16 protein-coding genes are annotated in these 16,081 nt (G+C 41.7%); 4 read left to right on the plus strand and 12 right to left on the minus strand.

Features of this window, described 5'->3' with window-relative positions; translation table 11 throughout:
• Positions 1 to 40 precede the first annotated feature (40 nt).
• The 6 genes from H6G79_RS07040 to H6G79_RS07065 form a co-directional block, all read right to left on the minus strand.
• Positions 41 to 1,162, minus strand: coding sequence for a sulfonate ABC transporter substrate-binding protein (locus H6G79_RS07040; protein ID WP_190590425.1), 1,122 nt, complete (start codon positions 1,160 to 1,162; stop codon positions 41 to 43).
• A gap of 125 nt (positions 1,163 to 1,287) precedes the next feature.
• Positions 1,288 to 1,542, minus strand: coding sequence for an RRXRR domain-containing protein (locus H6G79_RS07045; protein WP_190590424.1), 255 nt, complete (start codon positions 1,540 to 1,542; stop codon positions 1,288 to 1,290).
• A gap of 536 nt (positions 1,543 to 2,078) precedes the next feature.
• Positions 2,079 to 2,864 (minus strand): DUF5331 domain-containing protein, encoded by a 786-nt coding sequence (locus H6G79_RS07050; RefSeq protein WP_190590423.1) that lies wholly within the window; start codon positions 2,862 to 2,864, stop codon positions 2,079 to 2,081.
• 467 nt (positions 2,865 to 3,331) lie between these two features.
• On the minus strand, positions 3,332 to 3,667 hold the full coding sequence (locus tag H6G79_RS07055; RefSeq protein ID WP_190590422.1) for a ferredoxin: 336 nt from the start codon (positions 3,665 to 3,667) through the stop codon (positions 3,332 to 3,334).
• A gap of 110 nt (positions 3,668 to 3,777) precedes the next feature.
• Positions 3,778 to 4,755: a cysteine synthase A gene (locus H6G79_RS07060; protein WP_190590421.1), complete on the minus strand. Its 978-nt coding sequence runs from the start codon at positions 4,753 to 4,755 to the stop codon at positions 3,778 to 3,780.
• 239 nt (positions 4,756 to 4,994) lie between these two features.
• The gene (locus H6G79_RS07065; RefSeq protein WP_190590420.1) at positions 4,995 to 5,345 is read right to left on the minus strand and encodes a YkgJ family cysteine cluster protein; all 351 of its coding nucleotides are present in this window, start codon (positions 5,343 to 5,345) and stop codon (positions 4,995 to 4,997) included.
• Positions 5,346 to 5,475: 130 nt separating this feature from the next.
• Between H6G79_RS07065 and psb30 the strand changes: the two genes are divergently transcribed.
• Positions 5,476 to 5,610, plus strand: a complete 135-nt coding sequence (gene psb30 / locus H6G79_RS07070; protein ID WP_062296431.1) for a photosystem II reaction center protein Ycf12/Psb30 — start codon at positions 5,476 to 5,478, stop codon at positions 5,608 to 5,610.
• Positions 5,611 to 5,727: 117 nt separating this feature from the next.
• Here psb30 and H6G79_RS07075 read toward each other — a convergent pair whose 3' ends face one another.
• The 4 genes from H6G79_RS07075 to H6G79_RS07090 form a co-directional block, all read right to left on the minus strand.
• Complete coding sequence (locus H6G79_RS07075; RefSeq protein ID WP_313933888.1) at positions 5,728 to 8,055, minus strand: DHH family phosphoesterase; 2,328 nt, start codon at positions 8,053 to 8,055, stop codon at positions 5,728 to 5,730.
• A gap of 248 nt (positions 8,056 to 8,303) precedes the next feature.
• Positions 8,304 to 8,705 carry a salt stress protein, Slr1339 family gene (locus H6G79_RS07080; protein WP_190588299.1) on the minus strand — a complete coding sequence of 134 codons (402 nt, stop codon included), beginning with the start codon at positions 8,703 to 8,705 and terminating at the stop codon, positions 8,304 to 8,306.
• Positions 8,706 to 8,805: 100 nt separating this feature from the next.
• Positions 8,806 to 9,411, minus strand: a complete 606-nt coding sequence (locus H6G79_RS07085) for a VWA domain-containing protein (RefSeq protein ID WP_190588298.1) — start codon at positions 9,409 to 9,411, stop codon at positions 8,806 to 8,808.
• Between the two features lie 94 nt (positions 9,412 to 9,505).
• A complete protein-coding gene (locus tag H6G79_RS07090; protein WP_190588297.1) occupies positions 9,506 to 10,111 on the minus strand; it encodes a VWA domain-containing protein in 606 nt (201 codons plus the stop codon).
• Positions 10,112 to 10,633: 522 nt separating this feature from the next.
• On the opposite strand from H6G79_RS07090, the gene H6G79_RS07095 reads away from it, so the two are divergent.
• On the plus strand, positions 10,634 to 10,975 hold the full coding sequence (locus H6G79_RS07095; RefSeq protein WP_190588296.1) for a hypothetical protein: 342 nt from the start codon (positions 10,634 to 10,636) through the stop codon (positions 10,973 to 10,975).
• A 226-nt stretch (positions 10,976 to 11,201) separates the two neighbouring features.
• Complete coding sequence (locus H6G79_RS07100) at positions 11,202 to 12,356, plus strand: cupin domain-containing protein (protein ID WP_190588295.1); 1,155 nt, start codon at positions 11,202 to 11,204, stop codon at positions 12,354 to 12,356.
• A gap of 86 nt (positions 12,357 to 12,442) precedes the next feature.
• Here H6G79_RS07100 and H6G79_RS07105 read toward each other — a convergent pair whose 3' ends face one another.
• Positions 12,443 to 13,759: a Tudor-knot domain-containing protein gene (locus tag H6G79_RS07105; RefSeq protein ID WP_190588294.1), complete on the minus strand. Its 1,317-nt coding sequence runs from the start codon at positions 13,757 to 13,759 to the stop codon at positions 12,443 to 12,445.
• A gap of 155 nt (positions 13,760 to 13,914) precedes the next feature.
• Here H6G79_RS07105 and H6G79_RS07110 point away from each other — a divergent pair, with 155 nt between their 5' ends.
• The gene (locus H6G79_RS07110; RefSeq protein ID WP_190588293.1) at positions 13,915 to 14,691 is read left to right on the plus strand and encodes a Uma2 family endonuclease; all 777 of its coding nucleotides are present in this window, start codon (positions 13,915 to 13,917) and stop codon (positions 14,689 to 14,691) included.
• Positions 14,692 to 14,928: 237 nt separating this feature from the next.
• Here the strand turns inward: H6G79_RS07110 and H6G79_RS07115 are convergent, their stop codons facing one another.
• A complete protein-coding gene (locus H6G79_RS07115; protein WP_190588292.1) occupies positions 14,929 to 16,053 on the minus strand; it encodes a site-2 protease family protein in 1,125 nt (374 codons plus the stop codon).
• Positions 16,054 to 16,081 lie beyond the last annotated feature (28 nt).

Genomic DNA, 16,081 nt, shown 5'->3' on the forward strand with positions numbered 1-16,081 from the left:
ATAGGTGATGTAATTGCAACTTTTCATGACTGAAACGGTGTTACGTCTTGGGTGAAAATGCCGCATATTGTTCTTTGGTTAAAAGTGCATCTCTAACCTTCACCTCTTTAGGAATTAACTTGAGTTGATAATAGGTATCAGCAACTCCTTGTTGTAGATTGATGAGATTGTCATCAATTGGCACTACACCAAAACTACGTCTACTAGTTGCCTTTTTCATTGTTTCTAAGTCAATACCCAATACAGGTGCAAGAGTTTGGGCAACTTCATCTCGATTTTGTGCTGACCATTCTTCTAGTTTTTGAATTTCTTCTAAAATGGCCTTCACACTTTGAGGATTTTCGGTGACAAACTTACGGCTACCGATATAATATCCCCCTTGTTTATTAATGCCTGTGCCGTCAACAAGTACACGAGCATTCGTGGCTTTTTGGGCTGCTGCATAAAACGGGTCCCAAATTACCCAAGCGTCAATACTACCTTTGACAAAAGCTGCTCGTGCATCTGCGGGTGGTAAATATTTTGGCTCAATTTCACTATATTTTACTCCCCCTTTTTCTAGAGCTTGAACTAGTAATAAATGGGCGCTAGAACCTTTTTGAAAGGCGATTTTTTTACCTTTTAGGTCACTCAGTTGCTTAATGGGAGAATTTTCTGGGACAAGAATTGCTGAACCTGCTGGACTAGGTGCAATACCAGCCACATAGGTCAATGCGGCACCTGCGGCTTGAGCAAAGATTGGTGGAGATTCGCCGACATGACCAAAGTCAATACTACCAACATTCATCGCTTCTAGTAGTTGTGGCCCGGCAGGAAATTCAATCCATTCTACAGATTTTCCTTCTGGCGCAAATCGCTTTTCTAACACTCCTTTAGTCTTCAGCAAAATCAGGGATTTTTGATAACCAAATCTGATTACCTTAGCTTCTTGAGGTGCTGAATTGCTAACTGGATTGGCACTAGCATTAGGAGTACTCACATTAGATGGTGATGAGCAAGCTGCAAACAACAAACTCAAACAAAGACCTGTAATGAAAGCTCCAGCTATGGGCAAAGGTGTAGTATGAAAGCGCAATCTGGGAGATTTTTGTAAGGATAGATTGAGAAATTGAATTAGCGATCGCCACCGATCAATTAAGTAGCGAAATATCAAGCTAGTCATGAGAATATTTCTCCAGAGTTTATAAAATACTATAAATCTATAGAGTTACAGTTGTATACTATTAATTCAGGGGAAGTTGACATCATAACCAGGAGTGATAACTTGCATATCTCCCCTGTTTTCTGTTAACGATAACTGCGCTTGCCAAAGGCACTTGTATCCATTCCCGCTTTTTTGTGTTTGGTAACAACAGTACTGAGTTGGAGTTTAAAACCAAGTTGCTCTAGCTGGATTTGCGAAAAAGACTCTTTCAAAATAATTGTGAAGGGATATCTTTGAAAGACAGTTGCTCTTCCTTGAGACAATAATGCTCTGGCATGACTGATGCGTACTGGAGATAGGGGTTGCTGATTAGCATCAAGAATTAAAACTTTAGTCATAAATCAAAAAATATTGTTCGTTCAAGTTACTAAGCGATCGCACTTGCTAATTTCACTGCTGACGAAATAGCGATCGCAACCTTTGCTGTTCATAAGAAAGATGAGAGCCTAGAGGTTAACTCCAGTACTCTCCTATAATTACCGCCCATTTAGCTGTGATATCGTGTCCTTAAACATCGGTTTATCGAGCGATTTACCGTTGTTTAGAGTACAAACAAAACCTAACACAGACAAATTAAAAAAGCAAGCTGATTGCTAGAGCCTTTTGCAAAGAATGGGTGTAGGGGCAAAATCAAGTCAAAAGTCAAAAATTCTCTGACTTTTGACTTCTCCGTAGGGGTATAGGTGTTCAAAACCCTGACACCCTTATACCCATTCTTCACAGACAATCTTTGTTCCCAATTCCTATTGCACCAACTTACTGAGTCAAACTTCATCTCCTCCCTTGTCTCCCCTGTCCCCTCTTCCCCTGCTCCCTGCCGCTCTGCCTACACAGTGATAGTATATTTTTTAAGTTGGAAGTCCCTAATTGCTTTTCACCCTCTACCTTGACAAAATTCATCTACCCAAGAAGCTAGACTACGGGCATGAGTATGAGTCAAAGGCTGAGTTTTTAAATTTTGTGGTGATTTGCCATTAGTAGACACTTCAGTAGTCTCAATCAAAGATGGTGCGGTTTTCGTATGACTTTTTACTGCTGTTTGGCGAGAAACTACAATGCTTCTGGGCATTAGTTTGCCATAATTAGGAAGTTCCACTGCTAAGGCGACAGTTTTACCGTTGCTGGGAACTGTTGTAGCCAAGGCTAAAGCTGAGATTGGTTTATTTTGGCGTGATTTATGGGAAGATTTGAGGCTCACCTTAGTCGCAACTGCAAAGGCTGGTAAGGGTTGGTGCGCCTGTGGCGAGTCAGAAGTGATGTTTTCGGGATGTTGGATGGTAGCTGGAGATTGAGGAATGATATCGTTAGCTGTAGCGAGCGATCGCACCGGTTGTTCCTCAAGCGATTTATTTTCAGCAAACTCTTTTATCGGCGCAGCTTCATCTAAGTTTGTTAAACGCAACTCCTCATCAGGATTAAAATTCAGCCCCAAAGCTGTCACTATATCATCAGGATTATTATTCAGATCCATCATAAAACTCAGCATCTGCTCAAACTCTGGTTCTAGAACAGATAAAGTCGCCAAAATAAAGCCAGATGATGGTCTTCTTAGTCCATGATAATTTCCCCAAACTCGCATTTTTACTAGCCAGGGACGATTTTGTTGATAGTAACCCAGCCACTTCATTTTTAATGATTGACGTAGCTGCTGAATATTCATCGGATGCCTCACTTGAGTCAACAATAGAGCAGACCTAGTTGTTTGTAATTACAGCAGAATTCAGAAGTCAGAAGTCAGAAGTCAGAAGTCAGAATGATAATAGACTTTTTACCTAGCTTTGAGGACACAATTGTGTACTTCACTCACTTAAAATTTGCTGTAGATTTATTCATCTCTTGCATCTAGACCCGACTAATGGAATTCACGGCTATACAAACTAGCAATGTGCGACTTATTCTTGAAACCCCTCTCCAAACCTCTCTCCGCTTCGGGGAGAGGCTTTGAATCTTGCCCCCCCTTCCCTACGAGGGAAGGGGTTGGGGGTTAGGTTTGAGAGAAAGTTGCACACCACGTAAACTAAGACAAAATTAAGGATTTAGAACCCGCGCAGGTGGTCACTGAGCTTGTCGAAGTGCGGGTTTTGTTTGTGTAGCCGCGACTTCAGTCGCTTGGCGCAAGATATTTATTTATCCTTGAGGATGAAACCGATAATAAAGCATCTGTTTGACTCTTTCACCACAGCGTAGATGTTGTTCTACGAATAGAGGTACTTCATCGGCTTGCACACCGCTATACCAAACCATATCCGGTAGAACCAACACCATCGGCCCGTTACCGCATTGTCCTAAACAACTACTAGCTGTTACAGTCACATCTGCGGGGACTGGTAAATTTGCCAAAGCCTCTAAAACCTTAGCCGCGCCTTGCTTTTTACAGGTGCGATTTTGGCACACCCGCACACACCTGTGAGTAGATGCTTGACTACTAGCCCCTGAATTTGATGGTTGAGTGATGTTTGTCATTTGTCAATAGTCATTTGTCAATAGTCAATAGTCATCAGTCAACTGGAGATGTCCATTGACTATTGACTAGTCCGCGCAGGTAATCACTGAGCTTGTCGAACTATTTCCTGTTAATAATTTACTGATAGTCCTTTAGAAGCCAGCCAATCACGGTTAAATATGCGTGACTGATAGCGGGAACCACTATCACAAAGAATGGTGACAATGGTGTGTCCAGGGCCTAATTGTTTTGCCAAAGCAACAGCCGCCGCCACATTAATACCTGTCGAACCACCCATCAAGAGGCCATCTTTTCGTAGCAATTGGTAAACGACACGCAAAGCTTCTGTGTCATCGATTTGAATGGCATCATCAGCAGGTGCGCCTTCCATATTGGCTGTGATTCGACTGTTACCAATGCCTTCAGTAATAGAATTACCTTCTAAATGGATTTCGCCAGTTTTGATATAGCTATAAAGTCCACTACCCAGAGGATCGGCAACAACACATTTAATCGCCGGATTTTGTTCTTTCAGGTACAATGCCACACCAGCAAAGGTTCCACCTGTACCAGTTGCAGCCACCCATCCGTCTATTTTACCATCTGTCTGTGTCCAAATTTCTGGGCCTGTGGTTTCGTAGTGGGCGCGGCGATTCGCTAAATTATCAAACTGATTTGCCCAAATGGCGTTATCTAATTCTGCGGCAACTCTACCAGATAGCTTGACATAGTTATTCGGGTCTTTATAAGGAACGGCAGGGACTGGTCGAACTTCCGCACCTAACGCTGTGAGTGCATCGATTTTTTCTTGGGACTGAGTATTAGGAATAATGATTAGGCATTTGTAGCCTTTAGCATTGCAAATATGCGCCAGTCCAATACCAGTGTTACCTGCGGTTCCTTCCACTACAGTACCACCGGGTTTAAGTAAACCTTTTTCTTCTGCATCTTCAATAATATACAGTGCGGCTCGGTCTTTGACTGAACCACCAGGGTTGAGAAACTCGGCTTTAGCCAGAATTTCGCATCCTGTTTCTTCACTAAAACTGTTTAACCGAATCAGGGGTGTATTACCTACAGTACCAATGAAGCCGTTTTTGATGTCCATGTTCAATCTTCTCGAATTCTCGCCTATAAGAATTTTGGCTTATTGCGGCTGTCAGATTTACGGTTTGTGTATAGATTTTCTGCTAAATCAACTACCAAATTTTAATGTTTGATACTCACCCACGAAATAGGGCTTGCTGAAAAAGATGTTAGGTTGGGTGGAGCCATAGCGAAACCCAACAATATCGAGTTTTAAGAGCTAAAAAAGATGTTGTAGATTAGAATCAACTTCACATAAGTTTAAATCCCCACGGCTTTGTCGAAGCGCAGCATTTCTAAAGAGCGATCGCCATATACCCCTTCAATCTGTTGGCGACAGCAATCTATGGCAAAATCATTCAGTTCTTCTGGTTCAATGCCATACATATCTTGAAATGATTCGACTTCTACACGGCAAAAACGTGGGCGATTGGGATAAATCTGGCATTCTCTCGTGGTATGGTCGAAATTAATACACCAACCATCTTCGCCTACCATACTCAGGTACAGTTCCAACTCTTCCGGCGCGAGATATTCGTCTAGGTCGGGACGATCGCTAGGGTCGAGATTGCAGCAGGCTCCACATTGCTTGACACATTGCCAGTTTGCCATTTTGTGTTTTTTCCTATAATTTTGTTAAGTAAATTAAAAATCACACACCGTTCCCGGATATGATCAATTGCGGGTTTTGCAACTGATTGATTATCGAACTTTTTAAGACAATTGGGAGGAAAGAGAAAAAATGTTAGACGGTATTATTAGCACTTTCACCAGCATCAACTGGGAAGTTATTTTCCAACTGCTTTCTGTTGCATTAATTGTCATTGCTGGCCCTGCTGTAATTTTTGTATTGGCTTTTCGCAACGGCAACCTGTAAGAGTGTAAAGTGCTGAGTGCTGAGTGCTGAGTGAAACATCAGTATTCATGACTCAGCATTTACAGTATATAAAAGTAATAAAATATACTATTTAATTCTAAAAGCCACGGATAAACACTATCGTAATTCTGGATTCTGAATTCTGACTCCTGAATTCTGCTGTATGTATGATAATGCTTGTAACGCTGCTTGAATAATGGAATCATACTGCGGTTGAGACACATCAACCTCTATTGCTGCTTCACGACTGGTTCCCAACAAGCCGATTGTGCGTTCTGGCTGCATAACTAGGATTTTGCCTTCAGAATTTTTGATTCTGAGTTCTGGGAAGGAATTATTTTGATAAATGCCACAAGTATACTGCCGTTGATTGTACTCAAAAGTGGCTTTGAGTGGGTTAGGTGAGGCAGTGTAAAAGATTTGAGATGAGGCTTTTGTTAATCTCACGCCGACTAATTCTAACTCGATGGTAGTATTGCCGTTAAAAGTGTTTTCGCGCAACTTGTAAGCAATATCCACTCGTTGCGGTAAAGGATAATAATCACGCCAACGCCAAGCGATCGCCTTAATTGTATATTGCTTGTCATTAATAGTTTGGGCTAATGTCACTTTAATATGACCTTTGCCTATGGTTTGCTGTTCAATAACTTGGACATTTGCAGTCCAAAAAACTGGGTCGGGGTTATCGATACCGCAAGGATGCAACGCATTTAATTGCTGGAACAATTGGTGATTGATTTGGTTAAAGTTAGCTTGAGCATCTATTTTGAGCAGTGGCTTGAGGTGTTGCGGTTCTAGACACTGGTTAGCAAAATCAATTAAACGCGATCGCACCAATTCTAAATTTTCTGCTGGTAAAGAAAATCCACCCGCCGCTTTGTGACCGCCAAATTTACCTAACAAGTCCCGACAATATTCCAAGGCTTCAAACACATGAAATTCAGGTATACCCCGCGCCGAACCACGGATATGTGTTTCATCTTCATAAGTCCCAATAAATACAGGCACACCATAACGTTCTACCAAGCGAGAGGCGACAATCCCAATCACCCCATGATGCCATTCAGGTTGGATAACCAGTAATACTCGGTCTTGTGGTAAAGAGGCGATAAATTCTGATTCGACATAGGCGATCGCTTCTTGTTCAATTTCCTCGCACATTTGCTGACGGCTGGTGTTCGTTTGCTCACACTGCATTGCTCTTGTCAGTGCAACTCCCATATCATCGGTAGTCAGCAAATCAATCACCGTCTGCGGATCACCAATTCTACCAACTGCATTAATCCGGGGGCCGAGACGAAAGCCGATATCTTCTGGTTTGAGGGATTTGGGGGGAGGAGAGGGGGGAGACAAGGGAGAGGGGGTAGACAAGGGAGAGGGGGGAGACAGGGGAGAGGGGGGAGACAAGGGAGAGGGGGTAGACAAGGGAGAGGGGGTAGACAAGGGAGAGGGGGGAGACAAGGGAGAGGGGGTAGACAGGGGAGAGGGGGTAGACAAGGTAGCTATATTTCCCCCTTGTCCACCTTGTCCACCTTGTCCCCCTTGTCCCCCTTGTCCACCTTGTCTACCTTTTCCGTCATGCTTCGCTTGCACGCCGGCTATTTGAATTAACGCTTGCACACCTGGTAACTTAGATTTAGGCAGATGCTTCAAACCACGTTTTACCCAACGACGATTGACACCAGTTAAAGGCGCTAAATCTGCAATGGTTCCCAGGGTAAATAATTCTAGCATTGGCTGAATTAAGCCTCTAGTTTCGCCTAGCTGTTGTGCGAGACATACTGCCAGAATATAGGCTACACCTACACCAGCCACACCACGATAAGGTGAAGATTCGGCGATGAGTTTGGGGTTGAGGATAGCATCGGCTGGGGGTAATTGTTGCGGGATGTCGTGGTGGTCGGTGACAATGACTTTTACGCCGAGTTCTCTGGCTCTAGCGATGGGTTCATAAGCAGAGATACCATTATCTACAGTGAGAATGAGCTTGACACCTTCGCTGTGAAATTCTTCGACGATGCGTTTGTTAATACCGTAACCTTCGTGCATCCGACTAGGGATAGCATAATCTACCCGTGCGCCCAAAGCTCGGAGACTCCGCAATAATAATGCAGTGCTAGTCATACCATCTGCATCATAGTCGCCACAGATAGCGATTTTACTTTGAGATGCGATCGCCTCGTGCAGTAACTCCACACTCATCGCCAAATCAGGAAACTCTTCTAACGGTGGAGGTAAAACTATTGATTCTGGTTCTAAAAATGCTTGTGCTTGCGCTGGTGTTTCAATGCCACGATTAATTAATAACTGGCTGATAATGGGAGAAAGATGGATGGAAACTGCCAGTTTTTCAGCTAAATCTGTTTTTTGTGGGTAAATTTGCCAACGCTGATTCGGTAAGCGCCTGCGAATTTGTGAACGTTCAGGTAAAGGTCGGTTCAGCACAATCAAAGCAAATATAATCTAATCGCAAAATCTATATTAGCGATTATTGATATATTAAGTACGTCCGCAAAATCTTTTTCTACAAGACTACATACAGCAGTTTCAATGTTCGTGAAGTACTTTAGGACGTTACCAAAAAACTGGGTCTAAAGCCCAGTCCTTCTAGGACGGCTTTTCTTTAACTTCCGAATTAATTCCCTAATGTCAACTAAAATATGCTGTATATAGCCTTTCTCGGTTTATTGAATTTAATTAGTCTGTAAATATTCAACTGCTGCGGCTAATTTTGAGGGGTAGGCTTCAGCAAATTTTTCAAACCATAATCCTTCGGGAGAGAAAGGATCTAATTTATCTAACCATTCTTTGGCTTGTTTTTGTAAAAGTTCTAGTTGTTGAGCTTTGATTTGTTCTTGGCGGATGCGTTCTTGTTCTAGTTCCTGCTGTCTTTGCAATTCTTCAGCTGCGGCTTGCGCTTCGATATCGGCTTTTACATCCGCCAAAATATTATCGATAATCGACTGTGACTTAGATGGCGGTGTAGAAATGAATGGTGGAACTATGTCGGGTTTTGGCTGTTGCGGTGTAGGCGCAGGTTTGGCGGGATCATATTCCGCTTTGATTTGAGCTAATAGTTTATCAATAGAGTCCATCTTTGTTACTTTTATGTGTGAGCGATCGCTAAAATGAAAGTTAACCGCAGATGCACAAGAATGCACGCGGATAAAATAATCATAATGCTGAATTGTGAGCCTAATCGTTAATAGCGTTGAGCAACACTTCAGACAAACTTAAATCTTCCATATCTTCCATTGTAATGGTGTCACAAATATCGAATTTTGCCCCAGCACCTTGCAGTTCATCATCTAATACTTTCAGAAACCGAGTTGCTTGGGGATCTGTGCCAACTTGAATAAAGGAAATTGCAAGTTCTTCATCTTTATCCATCCGCCGCGAAGCTTCGATTATGACTCGCATTACTGCTTTGCGATCATCGGGTTCACCATCAGTTACTACTAAAATTGTGTCGCCATTCGGCTTTGTTTTACCAGCCGCTTTGCGTTGAAAATAATCATCAGTGGCGTGTTTTAATACTGCGGCTAAATCGGTTGTTCCTGATGGATCATTTTCTTGGAAGATTTGGGTAACTTTACTCGCAGTTACATTTTCATAACGCTTAAATCTTCCTGAAAACACATACAAAGTAATCCCATCAGGGTCAAATTGTTCACACTTACTAGCTAAAGCCAAAGTAGATTCTTGCGCTGCAACCCAGCGACTTCTTCCACCTTTTTGGTCTGGTGTTGCCATGCTGCCACTTTTGTCAATAATTAGAGTATAGTCGCGGCTGTCTAGCATAATTAAGTTCTCCAATTAGTTATTAGTCATTTGTTATTAGTCATTGGTCATCTGGCAAAAATCAGAAATTTACTAATCATTGACTATTAACAACTCAATCGGTAATTGCATTCATCAAGACATCAGCAAGACTCATTTCTTCTAAATCATCTAAAGTGATGGTGTCGCAGATATCGAATTTTGCACCGACACCTTGCAATTGATCATCTAAAGCTTTAAGAAACTTTGTAGCTTGGGCATCTGAACCTACTTGAATCAGAGAAATGGCTAATTCTTCATCTCGCTCCAATTGACGAGAGGCTTGGATAATTACTTCAAAGACAGCTTTGCGATCGTCAGGTTCACCATCAGTAATTACTAATATTGTTTCACCGTTGGGTTTAGTTTTACCTGCTGCTTTACGTTGAAAATAATTATTGGTTGCATCTAGGAGTACAGCCGCTAAGTTGGTAGTACCAGCAGGGTCGTTTTCTTGAAAAATCTGTGTAACTTTGGCTGAGGTCACATCGTCGTAACGCTTGAATCTGCCAGAAAATACATATACAGTGATCCCGTCTGGGTCAAATTGTTCGCATTTGCGTGCTAAAGCTAAAGTAGACTCTTGGGCTATCTCCCATCTACTTCTACCGCCTGCCTGATCAGGTGTAGACATACTACCGCTTTTGTCTAGGATTAATGTATAGTCGCGATCGCTCATCATATTTTCCTTGTAAATTGTTCTGTTGTGCTACTAGTCTAGTCTACGAGTCTTGTGACTCGGCAAGCCTTTTAGGTATAAATTAACAGAATTACTAAATATTATAAATAATGTGATTTTGAAAACTCAGTATTCGTTGATTGCCATAATTCCAGGTTACTCCGGTGTATTCTCATTTGAGCAAGTACAGATGAAATTCAGTATTGTTTAGTAGAAGTTTGCAATGACTAAAATCATCTATCTCTGGGATAGTAAATTACATCTCGCACCTGGGCTAAATGCGGATAAATTATCTCATCTTGTGCTATTGAAATGAAATATCTATATCACAGAGTTGATGAGAATCTTCTCACCAATTATTCATGTTTTTTTCATCCATAAGTTCAAGTATAGACATTAAGGAAGAAACAAGGAATTTCAGCTTGCTTTCTGACTACTAGTACAGGTCTGTGGAAATAAATTTTTTTATTTCAGACTTCAGCCTTTTTGTACTAGTCTATCTTGTACTTAATAGTAGAGTTGCACATGAATCCTAAAATTATTCTTGGTTTACTTGTTGGTGCTAGTTTCGGCTTGTTTTTACCTGTAGGAAGTCAATCGGTTCAGGCTGCTAGTCTTGCATCACTATCTGAGTTAAAACCTACATCTTCCATTGAATTTGGTGTAGTTGACCTAGCAGGTAGCGAATCTGCTGAACTAATCTTAGCGGATAATAGTGAGCGCAGACGCAACCGTAACCGCAGTAGTAACAGTAATAGCAATAGCAACAGCAACAGCAATAGCAATAGCAATAGCAATAGCAACAGCAATAGCAATAGCAATAGCAATAGCAACAGTGATAGTGGAGATGATGATGATGATGATTAGAATTTGGAGCTAAAAAGCTCATCATCATGAGAGTGTTTGAGAATTAAAGTTCTGAGTTTGACAGTCTTACAAGGGGCATTAATTGATATAGCCATCCTAAAGAGTTTACCAATATCTCTATTTTTTCTTTTGTTTACATATCAAATAGGGATGCTATACGATGCCCCTTTTTTATTAATAAATAAATTGATGAATCGAAAGCAGCTTTTGACAATATTCATCTGATATGAAAAATTTACAAGAACTACTAGCAGACTTTCCAGTAGATAAATTTTTTACGGAGTTCTGGACAAAAAAAGCAATTCATATTTCAAGTGACAATTCTCAAAGATGGCAAAAATTTTTTTCGTGGCAAGATTTAAATGAATTATTGAATTATCACAAACTCAAAGAACCAGATTTACGCTTTTCGATGAATGGTAAATCTCTCCCAGAGACACGGAATCGGCAAGAGTGGAGCGATCGCCTGCGTCAAGGCGCTACACTAATTATCAATGGTGTACATCATCGAATACCGGCTGTCGCTGAACTCGCAGCAAATCTGCGCCATGAAATTGGCTATGAAACCCACGTTAATTTATATTGTTCGCCAGCCAAACAGCAAGGGTTTGATTGTCACTACGACACTCATGATGTCTTTATTTTGCAAATTGAGGGTGAAAAACAATGGTTTGTTTATGAACCAACAGTTTTATATCCTACCGCAGATATGCCATCATCAAAACAGCAGCAACCACAACAGCCGCCTTATTTAGAATGTGTGTTGCATGCTGGAGATTTATTGTACATCCCTAAAGGACATTGGCACTATGCTGTGGCTTGCGAACAGCCATCTCTTCATCTGACTGTTGGGATTGAATGTCAAACAGGACTTGATTGGCTTGATTGGCTGATCAAAGATTTATGTGAAAATGTCAGTTGGCGGCAAAGTTTACCCGCGATCGCTAATAGCAATACAAATGTGATAGAACAACAGTTAAGTGCATTGCGTCAGCATTTAATTGCGACTTTACAGCAACCTGATATTTTCCAAAGATATATAGAATCGTTAAATTATCAACATCAACCGCAGCTATTAGTTAGTTTACCCGCTCAAATGGGAAATAATATTTTTCCGAATTTATTTACAACTCAGTTTATTTGGTCGCCACTACACAGGATTCGGATTAAACAAATTGATGATGGACAATATCAAGTGCGCGTTGGTTCTAAACAAATTGACCTTAAAGCCATACCAGAAAACTTAGTAGAAAATTTATTTAATTGTGATGAATTTAGCTTATTTGATATTGCTGACTGGTCGCCAGATTTGGATTTAGAAGGTGACATTATTCCCCTAATTACACGTCTTGTAACTGAAGGAATTTTGTTAGTTAAGTAAAACCCAAAACCATTTAGAGACGTTACATGTAACGTCTCTAAATTTACCGCTTGGTGAGTGTAGCCGAACCGCTACCTCCTGCTGTATTAGCAAATTTCTTCTAAATTAAGCCACTCATCATAAGATGAGTCATAACCAACATAATGCACAAAGTATTGCTGACCGCGAATTTCTTCAATTGTGGCAGTATACCATTCTTCGTTTTCATCATCCCAGCATTTGACTTTTTGACCTACAGCAAATCCATTATCATCAGATGATTCAATGTCACGAATCCGAACATCTTGTTCACCAACCCACTCATCAGAAGATGAACCATAGCCAATGTAATTGATAAAGAATTGGTCGTCTTTAATTTTCTGAATTGTGGCTTTATACCATTCTTCGTCTTCTTCGTCCCAGACTTCTACGGTGCTATTTACTGCATACTGGCTGGTATCTGATTTAGATTTGGTTGCAGATGCGGTATCTTGTTTTTGTGGTTTTTTGGCTTCTTCGGCGATTTCGGCTTTGACTAGAGGGTGAGCTTGTAAAATGATGGTGCGGGCAACAGATTGAATACCCGTATGCTCAAAATAATTTGTAGTTTGATCTAAGACTGCGGCTACAAAGTCTAAATTATCGTCAGCAATCTGCACAAAACTACTCAAACCACTAGCAACTGATTGTGGTGTGATTCCAGTCTTGGCGACAAGGCCATTCATCCAGCCTTGGACTGAGTTAAAGGCTTGGGAAAGAAAACCAACTTTATCAGCCGGGCTATTTCCAGGTAAAGAACTATTAACAGCTTGGAATACAGGGTTTTGAGCGATCGCATCACTAGCATTAGCACCACCAATAATTTCCTGAATTTTAATCAGAAAGTCGGGGCCTAAAGGTAAAATACCATCGATACATACCAATGCAGCCATCCGCATCAGGGAAGCATTTTGATAATTATTCGCTAAGGTATTAGCAAATTCTTGGGGGTTCGGTTGGGGAATCCCGTTGATTTTACAGAAGGCGATAATTTCGACAGCAATCTTGAGAACTAAGTCAATTGTTTGGGTGACATCGGCTTTAGGGGTAATGTTATTCAAAAAAGAGAGAAAACTAATTTTTTCGCCCACTTTGTTAGCTAAAGCCGCAGTTCCCATTGCTGCATCGGCTTTGTCGATGATTTGATACAGTTTGACAGCAGCTTGATAACCGTTTTGTGGATCTAAGTATATGCGATCGGCGCGATCGCGGATTCTTTGAATCACATTCGCATCAGTTTCGCCAGTAATCGCACGCACAGTATTATCAAATCCCACCAAATTATCCCACTGTCCCGGCGCTACATAATCCAGGGCTTTGAGAACTTTGACAGTAATATTGTCGCTGGGTAACTCATCAACTAACTGAACAATGGATTTATCCATGAGAAGTCCTTGTGAAACAAAACCTTAATTGCTAGAGTTCCCTAACTAGAGATAAAAGTAACTTTCTTGGGACTGGGTGTAGGGGTAAGCTATCAAAAAAGCACTGTAAAATATTTGCATAAGCTTCTAAATCCACAAGCGACATTTTATCTATCATGGTTCTAGCCGCACCTCAGCGCCAAAACCCTGTTGTCACTTGGGAAAAACTCCCAGATGATTTTATTCTGCCCGATGATCCAGTGGAAAATATTCAACAGCCTTTTTTAGCAGCAGCTTTAACAGAAGCATTAGCTACAGCCAATCGCATTCAACCAGAAATGCTAGTTGCATCTAACTTTGGCATCGTTGCTAGTATTAATCAAAAAACCGTTGTTAAAGCACCTGATTGGCTATATATACCCCGTGTTTCACCAGTGGGTACAGGTGTGATTCGGCGCAGCTACACACCCAACATCGAAGGTGAAAATGTGGCTGTGGTGATGGAATTTTTATCAGATACCGATAACGGCGAATATTCAATTCGTCCCACCTTTCCCTATGGGAAACTCTATTTTTACGAACAAATATTACAAGTTCCCGTTTATGTAATTTTTAATCCTTACGAAGTCAGCTTAGAAGTTCTGCGTCTGGAAAATGGGCGATACGTTGTGCAGCAAGCAACAGAATCAGGACAATTTTGGATTCCTGAATTGGACTTGTTTTTAGGAATTTGGCGCGGAACTCGCTTAGGGATGAATATTTATTGGTTGCGATGGTGGGATGAAGCAGGTAATTTGTTGCTGTGGAGTTCCGAACAAGCCGAACAAGAACGCCAACGTGCGGAACAAGAACGCCAACGTGCCGATGATGCGATCGCACAATTGGAAATTGAACGTCAGCGTCAAGCAGCTTTACTAGCAAAACTACGAGAATTGGGCATAGATGCCGAGTGATATCGTGTCTAGTAAAAGATTTATCATCCAGACCGCAGGGGTGCAGGGGGAGTGTGGGGGGAAAGATTTCTTCACCATCCTCCCACACTTCCCACACTTCCCACACCTCCCACACCTCCCACACTTCCCACACCTCCCACACTTCCCACACCTCCCACACCTCCCACACCTCCCACAAAAAAACTCCCTCAGATGAACTGAAGGAGGTGTGAGAAGGAGTCTTTAGTGATGAAACATTTATGCGGGGTTAGTTAAAGCTTGTCCTTGCAAAAGTTGAATAATTGCTGCTTTTTCTAAAATCCCCACGAGTACGCCATTTTCTCGAATGACAGCTAAAGCCGAGAGTTTTTGTTGTTCTAGTAGCTGGATGACTTCTAAGAGGGGTTGATCTGATTTTACTGTGGTGGATGCAGCAACTGGGCGCATGATTTCTTTAACTTGAGTTTCTGTCCACAGAGTTGTCGGAATTTTTCGCAAGTCATCGAGTGTAACCGCACCAACTAATTGTTCTGCATCATCTGTCACTAAGAAGCGTTTCCAGTCTTGTTTGTGCAGAATTTGTTCATCAGCAAATTCTCTCAGGCTGAGGTTTGCAGAAATGATTGGGCTATTGCTGTTGACAGCATCTGCGGCTGTTAAACCATCAAGTTTTGCTTGGACTCTAGCAAATTGGGCTGCATTTCCAGCATTTTGTAACAGGAAGAAGCCGATTAATAAATTCCAGAAGTTAGCTACACTGCCAAAAAATACCAGTGGCAGTATACCAGAAGCGATCGCCACCCAACCAAACACCTGTCCAACTCGGCTGGCGAAGGTCACACCTTTGTAGGGATTACCTGTAATTTTCCACACCAGAGCTTTGAGGACATTACCACCATCCAAAGGTAAGCCAGGAATCAAGTTAAACAGTGCTAAAGCCAAGTTAACGGAAGCTAAAACACCAAGAACTGCTGCTAGTGGCCCCGATACAGGCGTTGTCACACCAATTACTGTGACGATGCCACACAATAATAAACTGACTAACGGCCCAGCGATCGCAATCCAAAAAGCTCCGGCTGGCGTTTTCGATTCTTTTTCTAAGTTCGCCAAACCACCAAAGATAAACAATGTGATGGATTTAACATCAATTCCTTGGCGCAAAGCGACAAAACTATGTCCTAATTCATGGGCGACGACAGAAGCAAACAATAACAGCGCCGTCATCAATCCTAGTAGCAACGCTAACCCCCCAGACAGTTGGGGAAATTGGGCTGAAAGTCCACTACTATAGCTCCAGGTTACTAAGCCAAAAACCAAAAACCATGACGGATGGATGTAAAACGGAATCCCGAAGAGATTACCAACGCGAATTGTGCCATTCATGTCGTTCACCTTTGAAAGCTGCCGAGAG

This window comes from Anabaena sp. FACHB-83, from assembly GCF_014697485.1.
GTDB lineage: Bacteria > Cyanobacteriota > Cyanobacteriia > Cyanobacteriales > Nostocaceae > Nostoc_B.

Bases quoted from the DNA above. Each gene is read 5' to 3' on its own strand.
- H6G79_RS07100 (WP_190588295.1), top strand. From the start codon at position 11,202: ATGAAAAATTTACAAGAACTACTAGCAGACTTTCCAGTAGATAAATTT.
- H6G79_RS07045 (WP_190590424.1), bottom strand. From the start codon at position 1,542: ATGACTAAAGTTTTAATTCTTGATGCTAATCAGCAACCCCTATCTCCA.
- H6G79_RS07085 (WP_190588298.1), bottom strand. From the start codon at position 9,411: ATGCTAGACAGCCGCGACTATACTCTAATTATTGACAAAAGTGGCAGC.
- H6G79_RS07090 (WP_190588297.1), bottom strand. From the start codon at position 10,111: ATGATGAGCGATCGCGACTATACATTAATCCTAGACAAAAGCGGTAGT.
- H6G79_RS07060 (WP_190590421.1), bottom strand. From the start codon at position 4,755: ATGGACATCAAAAACGGCTTCATTGGTACTGTAGGTAATACACCCCTG.
- psb30 (WP_062296431.1), top strand. From the start codon at position 5,476: ATGTTAGACGGTATTATTAGCACTTTCACCAGCATCAACTGGGAAGTT.
- H6G79_RS07055 (WP_190590422.1), bottom strand. From the start codon at position 3,667: ATGACAAACATCACTCAACCATCAAATTCAGGGGCTAGTAGTCAAGCA.
- H6G79_RS07105 (WP_190588294.1), bottom strand. From the start codon at position 13,759: ATGGATAAATCCATTGTTCAGTTAGTTGATGAGTTACCCAGCGACAAT.
- H6G79_RS07065 (WP_190590420.1), bottom strand. From the start codon at position 5,345: ATGGCAAACTGGCAATGTGTCAAGCAATGTGGAGCCTGCTGCAATCTC.
- H6G79_RS07095 (WP_190588296.1), top strand. From the start codon at position 10,634: ATGAATCCTAAAATTATTCTTGGTTTACTTGTTGGTGCTAGTTTCGGC.
- H6G79_RS07115 (WP_190588292.1), bottom strand. From the start codon at position 16,053: ATGAATGGCACAATTCGCGTTGGTAATCTCTTCGGGATTCCGTTTTAC.
- H6G79_RS07110 (WP_190588293.1), top strand. From the start codon at position 13,915: ATGGTTCTAGCCGCACCTCAGCGCCAAAACCCTGTTGTCACTTGGGAA.
- H6G79_RS07080 (WP_190588299.1), bottom strand. From the start codon at position 8,705: ATGGACTCTATTGATAAACTATTAGCTCAAATCAAAGCGGAATATGAT.
- H6G79_RS07050 (WP_190590423.1), bottom strand. From the start codon at position 2,864: ATGAATATTCAGCAGCTACGTCAATCATTAAAAATGAAGTGGCTGGGT.
- H6G79_RS07040 (WP_190590425.1), bottom strand. From the start codon at position 1,162: ATGACTAGCTTGATATTTCGCTACTTAATTGATCGGTGGCGATCGCTA.